Below are 23,637 nucleotides of genomic sequence, written 5' to 3' on the forward strand. Positions count from 1 at the left end.
TTTTTTATATAGCAAGGCTAAAATTCGTACTTTTAAAAAAAATACTAATACTATGGTTTCTTTAAAGCAGCTTTTTTATTGGGGAATTCTAATTGGTTTTGGATCGCAAATGACTGCCCAAACCACAAAATCTATACTTTCAGTTTTCGATAATACAGAAAGTATTAAAGGGAAGTCACAACATTTAGCCACTCCATATAACACGACAGGAGATCAATTGTATATGGTAGGGAATCAAGATGGCACTTTTCCAGATTTAGGTTGGCACGTTAAAGGAGAAATGGGTGGTATTTGGCATCATCCAATAAAACTGTTGGATGGATTTGAGGCTAGTATTTCTTTTGATAACCAACATTTACATTTAGATAAAGCGGATGCATTTATCAATTATCCTTTTGGAAACAAACAACTATACACTACTATTTCTGATAAAATTATTATAGAAAGAGTCCAGTTTGTTCCGGATGAAATGGGAGTAGTTTATATTGAGTATGTATTAAAAAATAAGACTAATAAGCCTATTCAATTAAATTTTGATATTACAACAATTGCTAATTTAATGCCTGTTTGGTTAGGGGAGCGGACTGGAATGATTGATAGTAAAGACCTATCACAGTATGATAGTAAAAAACGTTATTGGGTAGTAAAAGACACTAAAAATCCTTGGTATGTGGTATATGGAAGTCCGCTTGAAGGGAAAAACATGACAGATTTAGGTTCTAAATCAAACAAACCCAACACGTCAATTACCAGAACCCAATATTCAATGGTGATACAGCCTAATGGAGTTTTTTATGTTCCATTTATTATTTCAGGTTCTGCAAAAAGTAAAGAAGAAGCAACACAAGCCTATTTTAAAGTGCGTTCTACTGCATATGAATTGATTCAAAAAAAGAAGAAACGACTCTTACAATTAGATACTAAATCAAAGCTCACGCTAAATGATAAAGAAGTGGAGACTGTTTTTAGATGGTTAAAGTACAATTCCGATTGGTTAACAGTTAACGTATCTGGAATGGGGAAAGGGATGGTAGCTGGGCTGCCGGATTACCCATGGTGGTTTGGTGGAGATATGGCGTATTCTCTAAAAGGTTTAATTGCATCAGGACGAAAGGATTTGACATATAGTTCTATCGATTTACTCCAGAGAGTTTCAGAAAAAAATAATGGAAACGGAAGAATTATACACGAAGTCTCTACTAATGGGGCGGTGTATAATTTAGGGAATGTATGTGAAACTCCTCAATTTGCCTCTCTGATTTGGGATGTATATTGTTGGACAGGAGATAAGGCATTCCTAAACCACTATTTTCCAACGATTGAAAAAGGATTATCCTGGCTAGTTGAAAAAAATGATGCTGATGGCAATTCTATACCAGATGGCAGTGGGATGATGGAAATCCATGGCTTGAATTCAGAAATGATAGATGTTGCAGTATATTCTCAAAAAGCATTTGCTGATGCAAGTAAAATGGCAAAATTAGTTGGGAAAGAATCTTTGTCATTAGCATACCAAAAACGAGCAGATCTATTAAAAGAAAAAATTAATACTGATTTTTGGGTAAAAGAATTTAATTCCTATGCTGATTTTATTGGCACAAAAGAACAAGCGTTACAATTAGCCGATGCTGCCATTGTAAGAGCAGATACGTTGAAAAATAAATGGGCTGTTGAGGAATTAAAAACTGCTAAGCAAAAGATAGTATCAGATACATCAAGAATCAAAAAAGGATTTGTTCTATATCATAATTGGGTAGTAAACACACCTATGGAAACAGGAATTGCCAACAAAGACCAAGCATTAAGTGCTTTAAATACGGCACAAAAATTTACTAATTCCTATGGAATGTTTGTAACAGGAATTGATCGTAACGAAGAATCTGTAAAAGAAGAAAATTCGTTTGCGTCAACTGCAAATAAAAAAGAATTTACCTATACCGGAACCGTAATGACATTACCAACAGGAGTTCAGGTTGTTGCTGAAAATAATTATGGTCGCCCAGACGAAGCGTACCAATTATTAAAAAAAATAACTAGAACTTTTAGTTATGCATTGCCAGGTTCAATGTATGAAGTTTCTCCAGATTATGGAATGATGACACAAGCTTGGAATATTTATGCTTTTGGGGAGTCCATAGTAAAACAATTTTTTGGAATCCAACCATTGGCTTACAAAAAGGAAATAACAATTTCGCCTTCATTACCTAAAGTGTTGACCGATGGTAAAATTGAAAATGTAAGTGTTGGGACGAATGAAATTACATTAGGTTTTGTACAAACTATAAAAGAAGATCAATTTGTAATTAAACAAAAATTAGCGGATTGGATTACTGTTTTTTCGCAACCAAAGGGGAAATATAAAAAGTGGATGGTAAATAATAGTGTTGTACATCCCAAATTAGTGGGGGATTACGAACAAATCAGAATCTCTGGAAAAAACAATAACTTGCAACTGTTGAAGTAAATAGTACTTTTTAATTGTATTTTTATCCAATGAAAACAGCTTTAATCCAAATACCTTTAGTTTGGGAAGACCCAAAATCAAATCGTTCTTGCATCGAAGAAAAAATTAATTCGATTGAAGAAGGAACAGATTTGATTGTGCTTCCTGAAATGTTTACAACAGGGTTTACTATGCAGCCAGAACGTGTTGCCGAGACCATGCAGGGAGAAACGATTGGATGGATGCAATCTTTGGCGAAAGCTAAAAATTGCGCTATTACGGGGAGCTTGGTAATTATTGAAGACAAGAAATACTACAATAGATTGCTTTTTGTTTTTCCTTCGGGAGAGATACAGTATTATAACAAACGTCATTTATTTACTCTTGCGGGAGAAGACAAAAGCTACACTAAAGGGACTCGAAAATTAATAATCGAATACCGAGGTTGGAAAATTTGTCCATTAATTTGTTACGATTTGCGATTTCCAGTCTTTGCTCGAAATGCAGAAGAGTATGACATATTACTGTATGTAGCCAATTGGCCGACTATTCGAATACAAGCTTGGGATACCTTGCTCAAAGCACGTGCTGTTGAAAATATGAGTTATACTATTGGAGTGAATAGAGTAGGAACAGATGAAAAAGAATACGATTACTCAGGGCATTCGCAAGTAGTGGATTTCTTAGGGAATTATACTATTGCACCACAAGAAGCAGCAGGTATTTTTTATGCTCAATTGGATAAAGAAACGCTAGAAAAAACTCGTACAAAGTTAGGTTTCTTGAACGATCAAGACGTCTTTGAATGGAAGTAAATAACTCGGTTTATTTTCTTTTATTCTCAGGTTTCTTCTTCACCTTTTTCTTTTTAGGTTCGGGTGTGTAAGGGATGCTTAAGTCAAAGGCTTGTACCACATCCCAATTGGCACGAACATCTACTTCTTTAGAAAAATAAATTACCTCTTCAGAATATTGTTTTGCCAAAAAATTACCTGGGTCGTATATCGAGTTCTTATTGTCGTCATAGATCGCACGTAGCGTATATTTAGCAGGATCTAAAAGGTTAAAATTTAAGCTCGTATTTTTGTCGGTATAGGTTGTAGCTATTGCATCACCCTTGCTATTAGTTAATTCTACGATAACAGGAAAACGCTTAACGTTTTGTAGGTTTACAACTAAATTTCCATAATCGGCAAAAGTTCGGGTGCTGAATTTAACCGACAAACTATCATTTGATTTTTCGTAAAAATCAGTTAGAGCTCCTTTGGAGAAACTTAATTTGTAGTTTTCGTCTTCTTCTTTCTTGAAGTCCAAGTACAATGTCTGATAAAATTCATCATATTCTGTAGTGAACGGAATACTTTGTTTGGCTTTGTTGAATAAGTTTACCTTGGTTTTGTCAATTTTGGTTAGCGGTGTAGCACTTACTAAAGCGTATCGTTCTCTGAAATTCAAAACGCTAGATTGTACCGCTTTAATACTAAGCGTGTCCTTTTTTTGGTCTTTTATTTTGAAAGTAAAATCTTTTTGGTACTTACCTTGTGTAATTGCGATCGATAGGGAATCTGTTTTTATTGGTCGGTACCAAACTTGTAGCGAGTCTTTTTTAGGAAGTTGGGTGATGATAGAAGGTACAATCGCGCCTTTGTTTTTTAAGGTAATTGTAGGTCTGCTTTCTTTTAATTTGATAGTGCCTTCATAACCCAAATACAATCGGTTTCCAGAGGTTTGGGTAGGTTTAAATGCTTTGAAAGGCAAATTTTCTTTGAATAATTCGAGTTCGTAAAGAGTATCATTTGGAACAGAAATGAACTGTTTATAGAATCCAATTTTGTCTTTTTTAGGATCAAATTTATTGTTGGTATTGTAGTCCTTCATGGCTACTAGCATGTATTTTCCTGCCTTTAAGTTTTCTAATCGAAAGCTTTTTAAACTGTCTAAAGTGTTAGTAACATAACGAGGCATTTGTTTGTATACAATCGAGTCGTTGTAGTTTTTGTCGACATCATACAGCATTACCGAAACAAATGATTCTACATCTTTCAAGTAGGAGTCTTTCACTTTCCCGCCGATAGCCAAAGAATCAATCGTTTTTCCAGTAGAGAAAACGTATTTGAATTGATTTAGAGGATTTCCTTCGTTATTGTCGGCCATACTTTGCCCGAAGTTAAAACTATAAGTAGTATTGTCCTGAAGCGTGTCGTTAATTTTGATTGTAATTATTTTGCTTGGAGTGATTGGCAAAATCAACGGCTCATTTTTCATGGGTGGCGAAATAATGAGTTGCTTTCTAAGGTCTTTTAATTTGATAAATTCATTAAAAGTCAGTTTGACGGTATTGCCTTTAAATTCAGTGCTGAAATTTTTAGGAAAACTAGCGGTTAAAACAGGAGCAATGGTGTCTTTTGCTCCGCCAGTAATGTTGCCTCTTTTGGCACAACTTGCCAAAACTAAAATGCATAAAGCAACACTATATTTTAAAATGGACTTGCCCATAATGAATCGAAAAATTTGATGTCACAAAATAACAACTATATTTAATGGAATGGAAACTTTTTATCGAAATATTCTGAGATAGGAATTAGGGGAATTGCCTAAAATTCAGTATTTTTAAACTTTAATTGAATTGAATCCCATGAGAAAAATAGAACACATCGGAATTGCAGTAAAGGATTTGGACGTTTCTAATGCGCTTTTCGAAAAATTATTTGGCGCTCCAGCCTATAAAGCCGAAGTAGTAGAAAGTGAAGGGGTAACCACCTCGTTTTTTTTGAACGGCCCTAACAAAATCGAATTATTGGCAGCGACGAATCCCGACAGTCCGATTGCCAAGTTTATCGAGAAAAAAGGCGAAGGAATCCATCACATTGCGTTTGATGTGGAAGATATTGTTTCAGAAATTGCCCGACTACAACAAGAAGGTTTTGTGGTATTGAACGAAACGCCAAAAAAAGGTGCCGACAATAAACTAGTAGCGTTCTTGCACCCCAAAAGCACCAATGGTGTTTTGATTGAATTGTGTCAAGAGATTCGCGAATAGTATCCTCAGAATCAAGTGGTTTCTTTTTTGGAATTTTAGAAACGACTAGTTTTTTTAATTCTGCTTTAAAAATAGTTGCGGCAAATTAAAAATAGTAGTAATATTGCACTCTCATAACCGGTCCTATAGCTCAGCTGGTTAGAGCACCTGACTCATAATCAGGTGGTCCCTGGTTCGAGCCCAGGTGGGACCACTAATAAAATCAAGGGTTTCAAGATTCATTTCTTGGAACCTTTTTTTATAAGCAAGATTCAAGCAAGATTTTATTAGTTTTAGTTGTGTTTCTATTTAACTTTAAGAGAGTTTAAAAAATCTCTTTGCTCTTTACTTCTTTCAACACAATTCACCGTTATAGTTTCATTTATTCTTGTAGTATAACGATAAGACAATTTATCTTGTCTCATCTTCCATCTTTTCTTCAAGTCGTTACCACCAAACTGAATTTTATTACCTGTTTTTAGGTTGATTTGGTCAATGGCTTTAAGGACATCTTGGTGTTTTGGATTCTCTTTGATGAATAAGGTAGTTTGGTAATTGTCTGCAGGGGTAATCTCTGAAACTATTATACCCGCTTTTTTGTACCCAATACCTCCTTTAAAAATCGATTTTAGCGCCTTTTGTGCAATTCTGTTAATTTCAAAAGTGGAGTTAGTAGGGAAGTCTGTTTTAACCGCAATGAATCCTCGGTACTGTTCCATTTCCTCTTCAAAAGGGTTGGAGTTAATAAAAACCATAATCATATTACAGTGACTATTCTGTTTTCTTAATTTCTCTCCTAATCGTGCAGAGTATGTTGATATTCTCTCTGCAACATCATCGTACTTGAAATACATCTTTTCAAACGAACGGCTGACCGTCATATTCTGCTTTGACTTCACCTCTTCAAAGTCTATGGTAGGAATCCCCATCAAGTCGTGTTTTAATCGTAACCCCACAACACTCATTTCTCTTCTTACCCAATTATCATCTAATTGAGTGAATTGATACGCATTTTCTATTTGAAGTGCTTTAAGTCTTTTTGCGTGTTTTCTTCCAATACCCCAAACATCTTCAATTTTAGTCCATTCAAGAGCTTTAATTCTCTTTTCTTCGGTATCTATCACATAAGATGATTTTGTTCGTTCAGGAAACTTCTTTGCAATTTTATTAGCTACTTTGGCAAGAGCTTTGGTTGGAGCAAAACCTATTGATACAGGAATACCTGTATTTCGTCTTACTGTTCGTCCCATTTGAACCCCATACGATTGTAAATCAAAAAATTCATCAAACCCTTTGAACTTCATAAAACATTCGTCAATACTGTAAATCTCTATTTCAGGAGAAAAGTTAGCGAGTGTATTCATCACCCTACGACTCATATCTCCATACAATTCATAATTGGAACTAAATACATTGACAAAATTCTTCTTGAACAATTCTTGGTTTTGAAATGCGGGAGCACCCATCGGGATGCCGAGTGCTTTAGCTTCATTTGAACGAGCAATAACACAACCATCGTTGTTGGATAATATTACAACAGGTTGACCCATGAGACTGGGTCTAAATACCCTCTCACAACTTGCATAAAAGTTATTACAATCAACGAGTGCAAACATTAGAATCTTTTTATAGATGCGGTAACTATTCCCCAAACAATAAACTCATTGTCTTCGGTTACTTTGATGGGTTGAAATTCTTCATTCTCAGGAATTAACCAAACAACACCTCGTTCTTTTTTTATTCGTTTAACGGTAAATTCTCCATCAATTACACAAACGGCAATCTTATTATTTTGTGGTTCTAAACTTCTGTCAATTACTAAAACATCTCCATCAAATATTCCTGCATCTTTCATCGAATTACCTTTAACTCTTGCGTAGAATGTAGCATCTTTATTTTTGATGTATTCGGTATTGAAGTCAATTTTTACTTCTAAAAAATCATCGGCAGGCGAGGGGAAACCCGCACGCAACCCACCATCAACAAAAGTGAGTTCTGCTGATGTTGAATAATCAGGAGTAAAGAATTCTAAGGTTGGAGTATTGTATAGTTTTTTCAACTTCATACCTACAAAAATAGCGAAGAGGAATATTAGATTGAAGGATTTGGTTAGAAATAGTTATTAACCGATAAAGGTGTCAATTGACACCTTTATATCGTTTTACGACAGCTTACAAAGATTGAAGTAAGGAGGAGCATTTGAAATGCCTCAGCTATTACTGGTTGGTACTTTTTCTATTTCCAAATATTTTTTTATCCAACCATTTATCCAACATACTTTACTTTAATAGTTATAAAAACCTAAAATTATTGAAAATATTTCCAAATTTTATACCTCGGTGTATAAAACAGAATCGTTTTCTCCTTTCGAAGATTATCGTAAAATCGTTATAAAACATAAAATCTTAGTGCATATCAATTAAATTTTAATTGTATTTTTGAATACAGCAGAAAAAAACCAATCATAGTAAAATGGATACATTTTAGTTGAATTTTGTTTCCTAATTACATTTATTTAAATAATTCTGAATAGTAACAGCATCAGTTTTTTTTGTCAAAGATTTATTTGTAAATATTTTTACTATAGATTGCTTTTATGTACTTTTACAATCTGTGAAATTACAATACTCTCCCTCAATATATAATTATTAATTTAAGACTATACTTAAATTATCTCTCCTAGCTTTAAATTTTGTTTGTAAATTAACCGTTTTAATATAAAACCAAATGTTAAGAAAACTTTCATACACTATTTTATTTGGTCATTTCTTATTATTAATTTCATGTAATAGTTCAATAGAAAACGCACAAAAATATTCAATTGGATTTTCACAAAGTATTGATAAAGATTTATGGAGGGAATCGATGGATCATTCAATGGAAGTTGAAGCATCTCTTCATCCAGAAATCAAATTAACCATTTCAAATGCTAATAGAAATGTAAAAAAACAAATTCAGGATGTAGAAAATATGATTGAGCAAAATATGGATGTTATTATTATTGCTCCTTATGAATCTGACTCAATCGTACCTGTAATTGAAAAGGCAAGTACCCGTGGTATTCCAGTAATAATTGTAGATAGAAAAGTAAATACATCTAATTACACGGCATTTTTAGGAGCTGATAATAATGAGATAGGAAAAATTGCAGGCAAGCAAATAGTTTCTTTATCAAAAGGTCGTGCAAATGTTTTAGAAATTAGAGGAGAAGCTATTACATCTCCTGGTTCTGAAAGAAGTTTAGGATTCAAACAAATCATCGAAAAGTACCCAAATATTAAATTGTCAATTCTTGAATATGATGAAACGAATTCCCCAAAAAGCAATTTTCAAAAAAAATTAACTAGTAATTTTAACATTGATTATGTTTTTGCTTTTAATGACATTATAGCCTATAAAGCATGGGAAATAACTAAAAGAAACTTTCCAAATAATAGAATTAAATTTATTGGAGTTGATGGCTTAAATGGACCAAACGGTGGGCTTCAATTAGTCAAAGATGGAGTTTTGTCTGGGACTGTATTATATCCTACAGGAGGAAGTGAGGCGATTAAGTTGGCATTAAAAATTATAAATAAAGAAATTGTCCCTAAAAACAATAAGCTTAATACCACCATGATTGACTCATTAAATGCAGATATGATGAGTAGTCAATTTGATAAAATAACGATTCAGCAATCGAATATCGAGCAGCAACAAAATATTATTAAAAATCAAGAGAGAAAGTACTTTACCCAGAATAATCTTTTGAAGCTCTTGTTTTTTTTGTTTGTAATTGTATTAAGTCTTGCATTATATAGTATTTACTCAAGAATCATAATTAGTCGTAAAAAACAAGAATTAGAAATAAAAAACATAAAAATTAAAAACCAAAGGGAGGAATTAAAACTGAGCAATGAAGCAAGATTAAATTTTTTCACTGGCTTATCGCATGAATTCAAAACACCACTAACGCTAATTTTAAGTTCAGTAGAATACTTAGAATCGGAATTTAATAACAAAGGAATTTCTATAACAAAGGAAATTAATTTGATGTATAACAATTCGAGAAGATTGCTGCGTCTTATTAATCAGTTGTTAGATTATAGAAAAATGGAGGAACAAAAATTTACTCTAAGAGCATCTAAAACAAATATTTTTGATTTTTCAAATAGAATTATTTCTGATTTTGATAGGGAAGCAAAGAAAAAAAATATTGATTTTTCATTATCAACAAATAATTCTGATTTAGAGGTGTATTTAGACCGTAATTTAATGGATAAAGTTTACTTTAATATATTGTCCAATGCTTTTAAATTTACGCCTGAAAAAGGGAAAATTTCGATTAATATTAAAGAAGACAAAAATAAAAATAGTGTTAATATTTACTTTAAGGATTCTGGAATTGGAATACCAGAGCATGAATTAGGACAAGTCTTTAAAACCTTCTATCAGGGCTCCAATAGCAATTGGAATGGTTCTGGAATTGGACTTCATTTATCCAAAATTTTCATCGAGTTACACAAAGGTAATATAGAAATTCATTCAAAAAATGGCACTGAATTTATAATCACATTACCTTTAGGTACGGCACATCTCAATGAGAAAGAAATAGTAAAAAACCCAGAGTTAGAGTATGTATACCAGTCAGATTATTTAGATTTAGAAGTCATTCAAAGATCAGAGTTAAAAGACGTTGAGGACAAATATTCTATTTTGTATATTGAAGATAATAAAGATCTTTTGGATTTCATTTCAGATAAATTTTCAACGGAGTATACTTTTTTCTTATCAGATGGAACAGATGCAGTTGCGAAAGCTTTAGAGTTAATTCCAGATATTATTATTTGTGATTTGAATTTACCTGAAATGAATGGCTTAGAAGTTTGTGAAACCCTTAAGAAAGATTTAAGAACTTCTCATATACCTATCATTATATTGACCGCTTCAGATGATCAAAATTCCTATTTAAAGGCTTTGGAGGGTGGTGCAGATACATTTTTGACAAAGCCTTTCAATTTAAAAGTTCTAGCGCAATCTATAAAAGGTTTGCTTTTCAACAGAGAAAAATTAAGGTATTATTATACTAATAACATTGTCAATATTGAGGATGGTAATTTTGGGGTTTCTGAACAAGATTTTTTGAAAAAATTAAACCATTTAATTGCAATAAACATTGAAGATTCATCCTATACCGTAGAGGATTTAGCGTCAGATTTAGCTATATCTCGTGTACAATTGTATAGAAAAGTTAAAGCTATATTAGGAATTAGTGTTAGTGATCATATTAATAATTTGAGATTATTCGAAGCAAAAGAATTGCTCAAAAAAACGAATCTTTCTATTTCAGAAATTGCCTATACTGTCGGTTTTTCGACTCCTAACTATTTTTCGGCCTCATTTAAAAATAAGTTTGGAATGTCACCTAAAGAGTTCAAGATCTTGTATCATGACTCAACAATGTAATTTAATAACATTGTTTAACTAATAAGAGATTTTAAGACAATTATATTTAAAATTTGAAAGTATAAATGTTTTGCTATAAAGCAATTTTTATCTTGAACGTATAATTAATTTTATGGATAAAACACATTTATAAAAATAAATCCACTTTTATACGTGAACTATAGTAATCCATCATAGCCTTTTTAATATTAGATTTTATCAAGTCTCTAGTACATTTTAGTAAATTACACAATTTGATTCATTACTTTATTTCAAGTTATCAATAATATTGGTGTATAATATCATTCTGATTTTCTATCTCATAAAAAATTATGTTAACACGTTATTATTAACGAACTAGTATGAACATAATATCAACTAAATTTCAATAATTGATCTTACTAAATTGCTCTCACGGTTTATCAATATAAATTCTTGATAATTTTTTTTTTTATTTCCAACAGTTGAAAAATGGATTAATTAAAAAACAGATGCAAAAAAAAATTCTTTTTGACCAATATTTATTGTATCATCATTGTAATTTAAGTAACATAGTTGTATCTATAATTAAATATATTTTATTTTTTTTTATCGTAACAAACTGAAATTAAGATACTTAAATAAATTTAATTGTAATTATATGTAATTGTAACAAGTTCAAAGAACAGACATTCATTTTCCAAATATTTTAGCATTCAAACTTTAATATTTTAATAATGAACAAAATTGTTATTTGGTCTTTGATCGCTTCACTAGCAGGATTTCTTTTTGGTTTTGATACAGTAGTTATTTCAGGAGCCGATAAAAAGTTACAAGAGCTTTGGAATTCATCAGATGCTTTTCATGGAGCAGTAGTTATGGGAATGGCTTTATGGGGAACTGTTTTTGGGGCAATATTTGGAGGGATACCAGCAAATAAAATTGGAAGAAAAAATACTTTAATATGGATAGGAATTTTATTCTTCTTTTCAGCCATTGGATCTGCTTTAGCAAATGACCCAATAGTTTTTGCTATTTTCAGATTTTTTGGCGGACTTGGAGTTGGTGCTTCTACAATCGCTGCTCCTGCATATATTTCGGAAATAGCTCCTGCTAAAGATCGTGGCAAATTAGTTGCTTTTTACCAATTTAATATCGTTTTGGGAATCCTAATTGCTTTTCTTTCTAATTATTTATTAAGAAATTCAGGAGAGAATTCATGGAGATGGATGATGGGAGTACAAGCAATACCATCTTTGATTTACACCCTTTTTATTTTTACAATTCCAAAAAGTCCAAGATGGTTGTTGTCTAAATCAAGAAATGAAGAGGCAAAAAAAGTATTAGCCTCAATGGGACAGCTAACGGATTTTGAAGAGATGAAAAGAGAGATTGAGCTTGATAATATTTCTGCTATTACACATGATACAATTTTTTCTAAAAAATATCGAACCCCTTTACTTTTAGCTTTTTTGATAGCTTTTTTTAATCAGTTGTCAGGAATTAATGCGTTATTATACTATTCTCCAAGAATTTTTCAAGAAGCTGGTTTGGGTGAAAGCACTGCTTTATTAAGCAGTATCGGAATTGGAGTAATAAATCTAGTTTTTACTTTGATAGGTGTTTTCCTGATAGATAGATTAGGAAGAAAAGTTTTAATGTATATCGGTTCTATCGGATATATAGTTTCACTTAGTCTAGTTGCAATAGCATTTTTCTTTCACTGGCAAGGTTTGGTAGTTCCTTTCTTCTTATTCATATTTATTGCTTCACATGCAATAGGTCAAGGAGCTGTAATTTGGGTTTTTATTTCTGAGATTTTCCCGAATCATTTAAGAGCATCTGGGCAATCATTTGGAAGTACCACTCATTGGATATTGGCCGCAATAATTCCATCAATGATTCCTTTTTTGTTTGCTACAATCGGTCCAGGAATAGTTTTTTTGGTTTTTGCAATTATGATGGTTTTACAACTTCTTTTTGTATTTGTCTTAATGCCTGAAACAAAAGGAATTTCTTTAGAAGAACTAAGTGAAAAATTAATTAAAAGATAAATTATGATAAAAAAAATAAAAATTATTCTACTGGGATCACTAATCTTTTCATTAAGCACTAAAGGTCAGCAATTATTTAACAAAAATAATTCTCATGAAAATGAATTGTATAGACCAAATTTTCATTTTACACCCCAAAAAGGTTGGATGAACGATCCAAATGGTATGTTTTACAAAGATGGTTATTATCATCTGTATTTTCAGCATAATCCAAATGAGAATACATGGGGTACCATACATTGGGGGCATGCTATTAGCACCGATTTGATAACTTGGAAAGAAATGCCAATTGCAATATATCCAGATGAAAATGGATATATTTTTTCTGGAAGTTCAGTTGTAGATGTAAACAATAGTTCAGGTTTTTCTAAAAATAGTATAGAACCTATAATTGCCATGTTTACTTATCATGATATGAAAGCTGAAAAGGCTGGCAAAACAAGTTATCAATCTCAAGCCATAGCTTATTCTTTAGATGAAGGAAAAACGTTTATCAAATATTCTGAAAATCCTGTTATTAAAAATCCAGGTATAAAAGATTTTAGAGATCCAAAAATAGTATGGGATCCTATAAATAATCAATGGTTATTGGTTTTGGCAGCAGGTCAAAAAATTATGTTTTATAGTTCATCTAATTTAAAAGATTGGAAACTAGAATCAGACTTTGGCGATGGAATTGGAGCTCATGGAGGTGTTTGGGAATGTCCTGATTTTTTCCCAATGGTAGTTCAAGGGTCGGATGAAATTAAATGGGTACTATTTGTTAGTATCAATCCGGGGGGACCTAATGGAGGTAGTGCAACTCAATATTTTATAGGAGACTTTGACGGAAAACAATTTAAAGTTGATCCGTCCTTTGAAAACGATTTAAATAATTCTGAACATAAGTCAATTTGGATTGATTACGGTAGAGATAATTATGCAGGAGTAACATGGGCAAATGTCCCAGATATCAATGGGCGTAAATTATTAATGGGATGGATGTCTAATTGGGATTACGCGCAAAAAGTACCAACGTTTAATTGGAGAAGCGCAATGACTTTGGCACGAACTGTTGAACTTCAAAAAATAGATAATAGTTACAGATTAATATTTCAACCAGTAAAAGAATTATCAAATTATAGAAGTGCGAAATATAAAAAAGACTCAATTGCAATAAAAAGAAGTGAAAAAATAATTGATTCAAAAGCAATCGACTTATCAAGTACAGAAATTAATTTTAAAATTTCAGATTTAAAAAATAGCGGTTTTACTTTCAAACTTATTAATAAACAAGGAGATACTCTCTCTTTTGGTTATAACAATACCGATGATACTTTTTTTATTGATAGAAGTAAAACTGGAAAATTGGATTTTTCGGAAAATTTTGCAAATCGAGTTTCTGTAGCAAAAAGATCATCTCTAAGTCCAAATTTAACAGGAAAAATTATTCTTGACAAAACCTCTATAGAGCTGTTTTTTGACAATGGAGAAACAGTAATGACAGAAATATTTTTTCCAAATTCTCCATTCAGCGAATTAATTATTGAGCCCAAATCAAAAGAAATTATTCTTGATACCATTGAACTTCACCAACTAAATATTAACCAAACTAAATTAAAATGAAATTAAAAAAACTTTTATTTCTGCCAGTATTTGCTCTTTGTAGTATGTTGGCACAAGCTCAGATAAAAGGAACTATTACCTCTAAAGAGGACGGTGTTCCCTTGCCTGGAGCTTCAGTTATTGTATCTGGTACAAAGCAAGGTACCTCGACAGATTTTGACGGAAAATACGTTTTAAATGGCGTGTCAAAAGACGCCACATTAATGATTAGCTATATTGGCTATAAGACATTTAAAATTCCGGTAAATGGTAAAACTACAATTAATGTTCAATTAGAAAGCGACATGGCACAACTAAATGAAGTTGTGTTAACAGGATATTCTAAAGAACGAAAAGTAGATGTAACAGGAGCTGTTAGTGTTGTAGACATTGGAGCAATTCAAGGACAGAGTATGAGTTCTGGAAATGCGATGCAGGCTTTACAAGGACGTGTTGCGGGACTTTTTGTTGAAAAAACAGGCGATCCAACAGGTGCAGCTAGTAACATTTTAATTCGTGGAATTACTACTTTAGGAGACAATAGCCCTCTTTACGTGATTGATGGAGTTCCAACTAAGAGAGCTGAGGTTTTTGCAAGTTTAAATCCAGAATCAATAGAGTCTATACAAATATTAAAAGATGCTTCAGCATCATCTCTTTATGGATCTCGAGCAGGTAATGGTGTTATAGTAGTTTCTACTAAAAGTGGAGGTAAAAAAGAACGTGTTACGGTAAGTTTCAACTCAAATGTTTCTATCCAATCAGAAAAAAAACAACGTTACGAAATGATGAATTCTCTCCAAAGAGGACAAGTGTTATATCAAGCGTCTATAAATGATGGTGTAGATCCAAATTCAGGTTATGGATCAATTTATAATTTTGATTGGAATAGGAATTTTAAAAATCCGGTTTTAAATAGTATAACACCAAAGCCATTTGTTGGAGGGGATAATAATGTACCCGTTGGAGATACCGATTGGCAAGACGTTATGTATCATACTGGTTTTGTTTATAACAATGAGGTTACTATTTCTGCAAATTCAGAGAAATCATCACTTATGGTGAACTTTGGCTATTTGAAAAATACCGGAATGTTAAAGTATACTAATTATGACAGGTATTCTGCAAAAATAAATGGTAGCACTAAGTTATTTAACGACAAAGTTAGAGTAGGTGTCAATACACAGTTTTTCACCTCTAATGAAAACTTAGTGTCTCCTGATGTTGGAGGTGTGCCAACTACTGGTTTAGCAATTACTTTAGCACCAACAATTCCAGTTTATGACAGTAAGGGTGAATTTGCGGGTCCCATAGGAGCGGGTTATTCCGATAGAAATAATCCATTGTTAATGCAATACTTAAATCGATGGGATAATGCTAATAAAAACAGTTTATTTGGGAATGTTTTCGCTGAAATTGATCTTGTAAAGGGTTTAAAGTTTAAAACAAATGCAGGGATAGATTTTAGTGACTTTAAACGAAAAGATATTGAACGTAAAGTAAACAATGGTTTTATTGTAAGAGGCAATAACCGTTTAATAATTGATACTAACAAGTTTTCTAGTCTTGTTTTTTCAAACACTTTAAATTATGATTTACAAGTAGGAAAAAATCATAAAATTTCAACATTATTGGGGTATGAATATATTAGAAATGACTTTGACACATTTGTAGCACAAGCCGATGATTTTCCTTTTGAGACAGAAGATTTTTTTGTTTTAAATGCAGCCACTGGAGCTAGAACGTCCAGAGGAAATTCAACTGCAAATACAACTGTATCACAATTTGGAAAAATTAATTATGCTTATTCAGATAAATATTTGGCATCATTTACATTGAGAAGAGATGGATCTTCACGTTTTGGTGAAAATAATCGTTTTGGTATTTTTCCATCAACAACTGTTGGTTGGAGAATCAGTAATGAGGACTTTTTTCACAAAAATGACATTGTGTCAAGTTTAAAGTTAAGAGCTGGTTATGGTATAGTTGGTAATCAAGAAATTGGTGATGGCGCCCGTTTTGGTTTGTTCGAAACAAGATATGGACCAAACCAAAATGTATATTCACCTGATTTTTTCAATATCTATTATAATGTTGGAACTGCATATGATATCAATGGTAATAATACAGGAACGTTGCCTTCTGGATTTGTAAGAATTCAATCAGAGAACAAAGATTTAAAGTGGGAAGAAACGGCTGAATTTAATTATGGGATAGATTTTTCTTTATTTAAAAATAGTATTACAGGTTCATTTGATTACTACAATAAAAAGACTAAAGATATTTTACGTGCTCCCAGAACAATTGCAACACAGGGTGAGGGTGCAAATACAGTGTTAAATATTGCTAATACCGAAGGTAGAGGTTGGGAGTTAGCATTAGCTTATGACAAATCTTTTGATAATGGGTTTAAATTAGGAATTTCAACAAATGTATCCCATTTTACAGATAAAATCACGAAGTTAAATGTTGGAGGAGAAACAGATTTTGGAGGAACTGTTAATAATTCAATTATCGGACGATCAGTGTTCTCAATTTTTGGTTATAGAACAGCTGGACTTTTTCAAAGTCAGGAAGAAGTAAATAACAGTCCAACTCAAAGTTTGGCTAGACCAGGTAGTATAAAATATATTGATATTAATGGTGATGGTGTTATAAATGCGGATGATAGAGATTGGATTGGAACAACCCTTCCCAAATTTGAGTATGGAGTTACAATAAACTTAGCATATAAAAATTTTGATTTATCGTTATTCGGATCAGGTGTAGCAGGCCGTATAGGTCAGGACCCTTATATATTTTATAACAATTTTGTTTCGGGTAGAGAAAATGGAGGTGTTGGACTTTTAAACGCTTGGACTCCACAGAATACAAACACTGATGTTCCTTCAGCAACATTAGCATTTAACGATACAAGAACATCAGATTATACGTTTAGAAAAAATTCTTATTTCAAATTAAGAAACCTTCAGATAGGTTATTCTTTACCAAAAGGTATTATTAGTAAAATTGGAGGGATGACAAGTGCCAGATTTTATTTACAAGGAGAGAATTTATTTTGGATAGCACACAAAGATTATCAAGGTCCAGATCCAGAACGAACAGATGTGAATAGAATACCAGTACCTACCTCCCTTTCATTAGGATTTAACTTAAATTTTTAAAAAATAGATCATGAGAAACAAAAAAATATTTTTAATTGGGCTGTTAGGAATGATTTTTCTTTCAGCTTGTAGTGCAGATCTTTTAGATTATAGACCAGAAGGGTTATTATCAAAAGACGATGTCAGTACCACTGAAAATTTAGAAGGATTAGTTATTGCTGCCTATGCTGGTATTGCTAATGATGAAATGGTAGGACCAATAACTCATCAATGGATTTATGGTAGTGTGAGAGCTGATGATGCATATAAAGGTGGAGGAGGAATTGGAGATGTAGATGTAATTCACCGTTACGAAATGTATAATCTAACTATTCCAGATTATGGAGATTGGATGACACCAAGAACATGGGTAAATTATTATAAGGCAATAAGTCGTGCTAATTTTGCTTTAGAATTGATAAACGAAACATCTGAAGCAAATTTTCCTAACAAAAGGATTAGACAAGCTGAACTCCGTTTTTTAAGAGCTCACAGTCATTTTATGTTGAAGTTGTTATTTAAAAAAGTTCCTTATATAGTTGAAACTATGTCCGCCGATGAAAAAGCAAAAGCATCTAATGACATGACTAATAATGAGTTGTGGGACAAGATCGCAGAGGATTTCTTATTTGCTTTCAATAATTTACCACAAACACAAGCTGAGGCTGGAAGAGCTGATAAAAGTGCAGCAGCAGCTTATTTAGCTAAACTGCGTTTGTATCAAGCTTATGAGCAAAATGATACGCATAAAGTAGTGAATATCAATCCAACAAGATTACAAGAGGTAATTTCTTATGCTGATCAAGTAACTGGGGCTTTGGAACCTGATTTTGGTAATAACTTTTTATTTGGTTATGATAACGGAGCAGAGTCTATTTGGGCTGCTCAATTTTCTAAAAACGATGGTACTTTGGTTAGCAGAGTAAGTTTTGTTACTGGTCTAAATTCTCCTCATGGTTCAGGTTTATATGGATGTTGCGGATTTCACTTAGCGAGTCAAAATATGGTGAATGCCTTTAAAACAAATGCTAATGGTTTACCACTACTAGATAATTTTAATCAGGTTGATATTTTTAATGAAATAGATGGAGGTGGTAAAGCGCCATTAGCCTCTGGTGTGACATTAGACCCAAGAATTGACCATACTGTTGGAATTCCGGGAAGACCCTTCAAATACCGTAATAGAGTAAATAATCCAAATGACATGATATACAATTTTTCATGGGCAAGAGACCCAGGTGTTTATGGGTATTTCGGAAATATGAAAGAACAACAAGCTCCAGATTGTTCTTGTTTTGTAAAAGAGGGTCCGTTTATTGGAACATCAAAAAACATTGATTTCATTAGATATGCAGACGTACTTCTATGGAAAGCGGAAGCTTTAATCCAGTTAAATCAAATTTCTCAAGGATTGACAATTATAAATCAAATAAGAACTCGTGCAAATAATAGTAAAAATAGACCAATTAACGCTGGAGCTTCTGATGTATATAATATAGGAACTTATCCATTAACACTTTCCAAAGCAGAGGCGCTTAAAGCCTTAAAGTTTGAACGTCGATTGGAGTTTGCTATGGAAGGCTTTAGATTTTTTGATTTAGTGAGATGGGGAGAAGCAGCTGACGTTTTAAACAATTATATAGAAGTTGAGAAAACAAAAAGAAGTTTTTTATCTAATGCACACTTTACAGCTGGTCGAGACGAATATTATCCAATTCCTCAAAGAGAAATTGATGTAACAGGAGGATTATACAAACAAAATCCAGGATATTAATCAGTTGACAACAATATAGTTTTTGATTTTTTTAGTGATTCCAGAAGAAATTACTTGATTAAATTTCTTCTGGATATTAAAAGATTCCAAATTCTCATCAATATGAAGTTATGAATTTGAAAAATAAAATAAAATTCTTTATCTCAACATTTCTGTTAAGCCTTTTTTTAGGGCTATATAGCTGCGAGTCTAATGATGATAAAACTATTCCAAAACCGGTTTTGCCTAAACCAAATCCAGAACCAACGGTTAAAAATTTGCAATGTACACCTCAGATAGAACAATCTGATTATTCAATTTATAAATTGGGATCAGATGCAAAGCGTATAGGTGATTTGATGCCAATCTATGATGCTGCTTCTAATAAGTTTTACTTGTATTATTTGAAAGATGTTTGGGATGATAATTCAAACCAAAGACATCCATGGTATGCTTTATCTACGACTGATTTTTCATCGTATAAAGAGATTAGTTCAGAAATAGTTAGTTCGAGTTCTGATAGATGTGATCAAGATTTTGCTATTGGTTCAGGGTCAGTTATTGTAAAAGACAACAAGTATTATGCTTTTTATACAGCCCACAATCCGAATTTCCCATCAAGCTGTGTAAACACAAAGGAAGGTATTATGTTGGCTACTTCTTCTAATCCAGAGGCCGGTTTTACAAAAAATAAATTGTTTACAACTATTTATGCGCCAAAAGGCCTTCAATTTGATGAACAAGATAATTTTAGAGATCCTTATGTCTTTGAAGATGGAGGAACCTATTATATGCTTGTCAGTGCCAGAGCAAAAATCGGTGGTGTTTTTAAAGGTGTAATATCTTATTATACATCGAAAGACTTATTGTCATGGTCGTACGATGGTATTTTTTACGATGGAGGTACCAAAACGTATACTGTTATGGAAACACCTCAGGTATTTAAAATGGGGAGTATGTACTATTTAATTTTTTCCGATATAGACTCACGTAAAGTAACTTATAGAAAAAGTAGTTCGGCGATTGGCCCATGGAGCCGACCAGTTGATTCAGAATTTTTAGATGGTAAAGATTTTTATGCTGCAAAAGCAGTAACTGACGGTAAAGATGCCTTTATTATGGGCTGGACTGCCAGAACTGAAAATAACTTAGATTCTGGGGTTAAAACTTGGGGAGGTAATTTAGTAGTTCATAAATTAAAACAAAATTCTAATACTGATTTAATGTTGACTATTCCGGATGCTGTAAGCAAAGGGATCCAAACAAATGTAACTTTAGAGCTAAATAGAAAAATAGGTGTTTTTGAAAAAACAGATGTAAATAAAGAGTCTTATAAACTTACAAGTTCTTCTCTTAATAATATTACAGCGGTTTTTTATGAGCCAATTGACGCACCAAGGTATTTAATATCAACTACGGTTTCGTATTCCAATTCAAACAAAGATTTTGGTTTTTTTCTAGGAGCTTGTGATGAAAATAACAATGTAATCAGTTTACGTTTTATTCCTAGTGAGAATAAAATAAGTTTAGACAAAAAGCCAAGATCTTCTTTATCGGGCACTACAATTTCAGATAATGAGACTTTTTTCAAATTTGAACCAAATGTTGACTATGATGTAAAGGTAGTTATTGAAAATTCCATAGTGGTAATCTATGTTAATAATCAAGTTGCACTTTCGTCGAGGGTTTATGGAGCAACAAATACATCTTGGGGTGTATTTGCTGATAATAGTTCAGTTTTTTTTAAAACAATTACAGTTACTAAGCCTTAGGTTAGTAAACTAGGAATAATAGATTATAAAATATATTAACAATTAAAATAAGAAAAATTATGAATAAAATTATTAAAAGAATATCGATGTTTTTTACATTCTACTTCTTGTTAACGATGTCTTCATCGTGTGAAAATATTGATTTAAACGCAATAACGCCAACTATCGCACAAAAAGTGAGTGGATTAAAAGTTGAATTAAAAGGTGACGATGCCGTTTTAACTTGGACTAATCCGTCAAATGTTAGTGGTATTGTTGTGTTGCATACAGATGGTACTAGTACTATTGAATCGGCAGCTAGTACTTGGAGTTATGGTATAATTGAGGTAAATAAAGATTATTTTTTCACGGTTAAAACTAAAGATGCAAATGGCAATTTATCTTTGGGAGAAACTGTTTATTTACGTAGAGAAGGACCTGAGGCAGTAAGAAACTTTAAGGCTGTTCAAGAATCTAAGGATTTGGTTTTAACTTGGGATTTAGTTGAGTCTGGTCTCAAAAAAATAGAATTACTAATTAATGGCAATCTAGTATCATTACCTGGCACTGCGACGTCTTATAGAATTTCAAATATTGCTGCAGGGGACTATAAATTTAAAATTAATGTTTTTAATAGTTCTAATGTTATTTCACCATCAAGAAAATTAGATTTTTTAGTAAGTTTTAGAGTTAGAAAAATTGCATTTTTAGGAGCTGCAGCTGAAAATACACCAGCAGCATGGCATGATGGAAATGGATTTGATTTTACATTAGATGATGACAAAACTGCTGCTCAATGGTTTCCGAGCATTGAAAGTGAATATGTTAAGGTTTATTATCACTCTTTTACTGATGTGGCAAATGGTCAAGTGGATTTAAGTATTTATGATGCTATTTGGATTCAGTACGATGGGGGCTGGTGGGGTGACAGAGTAGCCCAATTTCCTAAAAACGGGGCTAACTGTATAATAGGTGAAGGACCTGCAGATGGGCCTCCGTGTTCAGATTTAGCTGATAAATTAATTAACAAAGTTAAAACCTATTATAAATCTGGTGGTAATATACTTGTAAGTAATTTTGCGGTATTTATTTTAGATGATATTGGTGTAGTTGATGGGAATGGAGTTCCTAATCAAGCATGGGGAGGTATAGGATATGAAGATTGGGCAACAGCTGATGCTTGGGGAGGTAGTTGGACAGCAGATACCTCTAGTCCTTACTTTGCTGGAGTAAACTCAAGTACTGGTGGTTGTGCTGGTGCAAATTTTGAGACTTTAGCTGCTGGTACCCGAAAAAAGAATAGAGTTGCTCAATACAATATGGATTTTGGACCGTGGCAAGCATCGTCATTGAGTCAAGCAAGGTCTAATTTCGAAGCTATTGTAGGAGGTAAAATTCTTTGGGGTAATTGTGGAGGAAACGAAGTCTGGGGTGTAGAATGGCCATCAAAAGGAGGGTCTGGAACTGTAGTTTGTGCTATAGGAGGTACTTGGGACTGGGAAGTAGGAGGAGTGTCAAATGGCAATAATATGAAGATAATTACTAAAAATATTTTAACTCATTTAGCTGATTTAGGTAAATAAAATCAAATATTTAAAGAGTTTATTATTTTGAATTTATATATGTTTTTTAAATAGGTTTGTTTTGAATTAAGTTAGGGGTAAGCTTTGGTTTACCCTTAATTTTTTTAATTTTTTTAAAATGGAAAAAAAATATGCACTTAGTGCAGTTAGTTTTGGAGAAGTATTATTTGATTTATTCCCAACCCACAAAAAAATTGGAGGCGCTCCACTCAATGTGGCACAAAGAATGAAATCGTTAGGTGTACAATCAAAAATAATTAGTAAAGTTGGATTAGATGAAGAAGGTCGAGAGATAATCGAATATTTGCAATCTAAAGAAATGGATGTATCCTTTATACAAAAATCCAAAGAATATAAAACGGGAGTTGTTCATGTAATGATTAATGAAAAAGGGAATGCTTCTTATGATATTGCGTATCCCTCAGCTTGGGATAAAATTGAACATGATGAACAACTTTTATCTGTAGTGTCAAATTCAGATGTATTTATATTTGGGAGTTTAATTTGTAGAGATGAAGTATCCAGAAATTCCTTATTCACTATTATTAATCACTCAAATTATTCAGTTTTTGATGTTAATCTAAGGCAGCCGTATTATACTAAAGAAAATTTAGTTGACTTAATGAAAGCTTCTGATTTTATTAAATTAAATGATGAAGAATTACTTGAATTGTCTCAAATGTTAGAGTCACCATTTAATTCATTTGAACAAAATATCCGTTTCATTGCTTCTCAAATGGGAACTAGTCATATCTGTGTGACAAAAGGTGCTTTTGGGGCTGTTTTGTTTTACAATGACAAATTTTATTATAACAGTGGATATTTTATAAAAGTAGCTGACACAGTAGGGGCAGGAGATTCGTTTTTAGCTTCATTAGTAACTAAACTTTTGCGAGGAGATTCA

14 protein-coding genes and 1 tRNA gene are annotated in these 23,637 nt (G+C 32.5%); 12 read left to right on the forward strand and 3 right to left on the reverse strand.

The genetic code is table 11. The features are described from left to right. Positions 1–52 precede the first annotated feature (52 nt). Positions 53–2,464 carry a glycogen debranching protein gene (locus tag RMR09_RS01365; RefSeq protein ID WP_310594043.1) on the forward strand — a complete coding sequence of 804 codons (2,412 nt, stop codon included), beginning with the start codon at positions 53–55 and terminating at the stop codon, positions 2,462–2,464. A gap of 29 nt (positions 2,465–2,493) precedes the next feature. Continuing rightward, positions 2,494–3,258, forward strand: coding sequence for an amidohydrolase (locus RMR09_RS01370; RefSeq protein ID WP_310594044.1), 765 nt, complete (start codon positions 2,494–2,496; stop codon positions 3,256–3,258). A 10-nt stretch (positions 3,259–3,268) separates the two neighbouring features. Here RMR09_RS01370 and RMR09_RS01375 read toward each other — a convergent pair whose 3' ends face one another. Further along, positions 3,269–4,939: an Ig-like domain-containing protein gene (locus RMR09_RS01375; protein ID WP_310594045.1), complete on the reverse strand. Its 1,671-nt coding sequence runs from the start codon at positions 4,937–4,939 to the stop codon at positions 3,269–3,271. 139 nt (positions 4,940–5,078) lie between these two features. On the opposite strand from RMR09_RS01375, the gene mce reads away from it, so the two are divergent. Next, on the forward strand, positions 5,079–5,483 hold the full coding sequence (gene mce / locus RMR09_RS01380; protein ID WP_310594046.1) for a methylmalonyl-CoA epimerase: 405 nt from the start codon (positions 5,079–5,081) through the stop codon (positions 5,481–5,483). Between the two features lie 119 nt (positions 5,484–5,602). Continuing rightward, positions 5,603–5,676, forward strand: a tRNA-Ile gene (locus RMR09_RS01385). Positions 5,677–5,767: 91 nt separating this feature from the next. Here RMR09_RS01385 and RMR09_RS01390 read toward each other — a convergent pair. Beyond that, the gene (locus tag RMR09_RS01390; RefSeq protein WP_310594047.1) at positions 5,768–7,078 is read right to left on the reverse strand and encodes a Y-family DNA polymerase; all 1,311 of its coding nucleotides are present in this window, start codon (positions 7,076–7,078) and stop codon (positions 5,768–5,770) included. Then, a complete protein-coding gene (locus tag RMR09_RS01395) occupies positions 7,078–7,527 on the reverse strand; it encodes a translesion error-prone DNA polymerase V autoproteolytic subunit (protein ID WP_310594048.1) in 450 nt (149 codons plus the stop codon). Before RMR09_RS01395 ends, RMR09_RS01390 begins: the two co-directional genes overlap by 1 nt. Positions 7,528–8,189: 662 nt before the next feature. On the opposite strand from RMR09_RS01395, the gene RMR09_RS01400 reads away from it, so the two are divergent. From RMR09_RS01400 to RMR09_RS01435, 8 genes are all read left to right on the forward strand, one after another. Continuing rightward, positions 8,190–10,907, forward strand: coding sequence for a substrate-binding domain-containing protein (locus RMR09_RS01400; protein ID WP_310594049.1), 2,718 nt, complete (start codon positions 8,190–8,192; stop codon positions 10,905–10,907). A 695-nt stretch (positions 10,908–11,602) separates the two neighbouring features. Further along, positions 11,603–12,919, forward strand: a complete 1,317-nt coding sequence (locus RMR09_RS01405) for a sugar porter family MFS transporter (RefSeq protein WP_310594050.1) — start codon at positions 11,603–11,605, stop codon at positions 12,917–12,919. A 3-nt stretch (positions 12,920–12,922) separates the two neighbouring features. Then, positions 12,923–14,524, forward strand: coding sequence for a glycoside hydrolase family 32 protein (locus RMR09_RS01410; RefSeq protein WP_310594051.1), 1,602 nt, complete (start codon positions 12,923–12,925; stop codon positions 14,522–14,524). Further along, positions 14,521–17,667, forward strand: a complete 3,147-nt coding sequence (locus RMR09_RS01415) for a TonB-dependent receptor (RefSeq protein ID WP_310594052.1) — start codon at positions 14,521–14,523, stop codon at positions 17,665–17,667. Before RMR09_RS01410 ends, RMR09_RS01415 begins: the two co-directional genes overlap by 4 nt. 10 nt (positions 17,668–17,677) lie before the next feature. Continuing rightward, complete coding sequence (locus tag RMR09_RS01420) at positions 17,678–19,420, forward strand: RagB/SusD family nutrient uptake outer membrane protein (protein ID WP_310594053.1); 1,743 nt, start codon at positions 17,678–17,680, stop codon at positions 19,418–19,420. 110 nt (positions 19,421–19,530) lie between these two features. Next, positions 19,531–21,171 (forward strand): glycoside hydrolase family 32 protein, encoded by a 1,641-nt coding sequence (locus RMR09_RS01425; protein WP_310594054.1) that lies wholly within the window; start codon positions 19,531–19,533, stop codon positions 21,169–21,171. A gap of 59 nt (positions 21,172–21,230) precedes the next feature. Then, positions 21,231–22,733 carry a DUF4960 domain-containing protein gene (locus tag RMR09_RS01430; protein ID WP_310594055.1) on the forward strand — a complete coding sequence of 501 codons (1,503 nt, stop codon included), beginning with the start codon at positions 21,231–21,233 and terminating at the stop codon, positions 22,731–22,733. A gap of 118 nt (positions 22,734–22,851) precedes the next feature. Next, a partial coding sequence (locus RMR09_RS01435; RefSeq protein WP_310594056.1) for a PfkB family carbohydrate kinase occupies positions 22,852–23,637 on the forward strand: 786 nt, incomplete at its 3' end.

The organism is Flavobacterium sp., assembly GCF_031537875.1.
Classification (GTDB): domain Bacteria; phylum Bacteroidota; class Bacteroidia; order Flavobacteriales; family Flavobacteriaceae; genus Flavobacterium.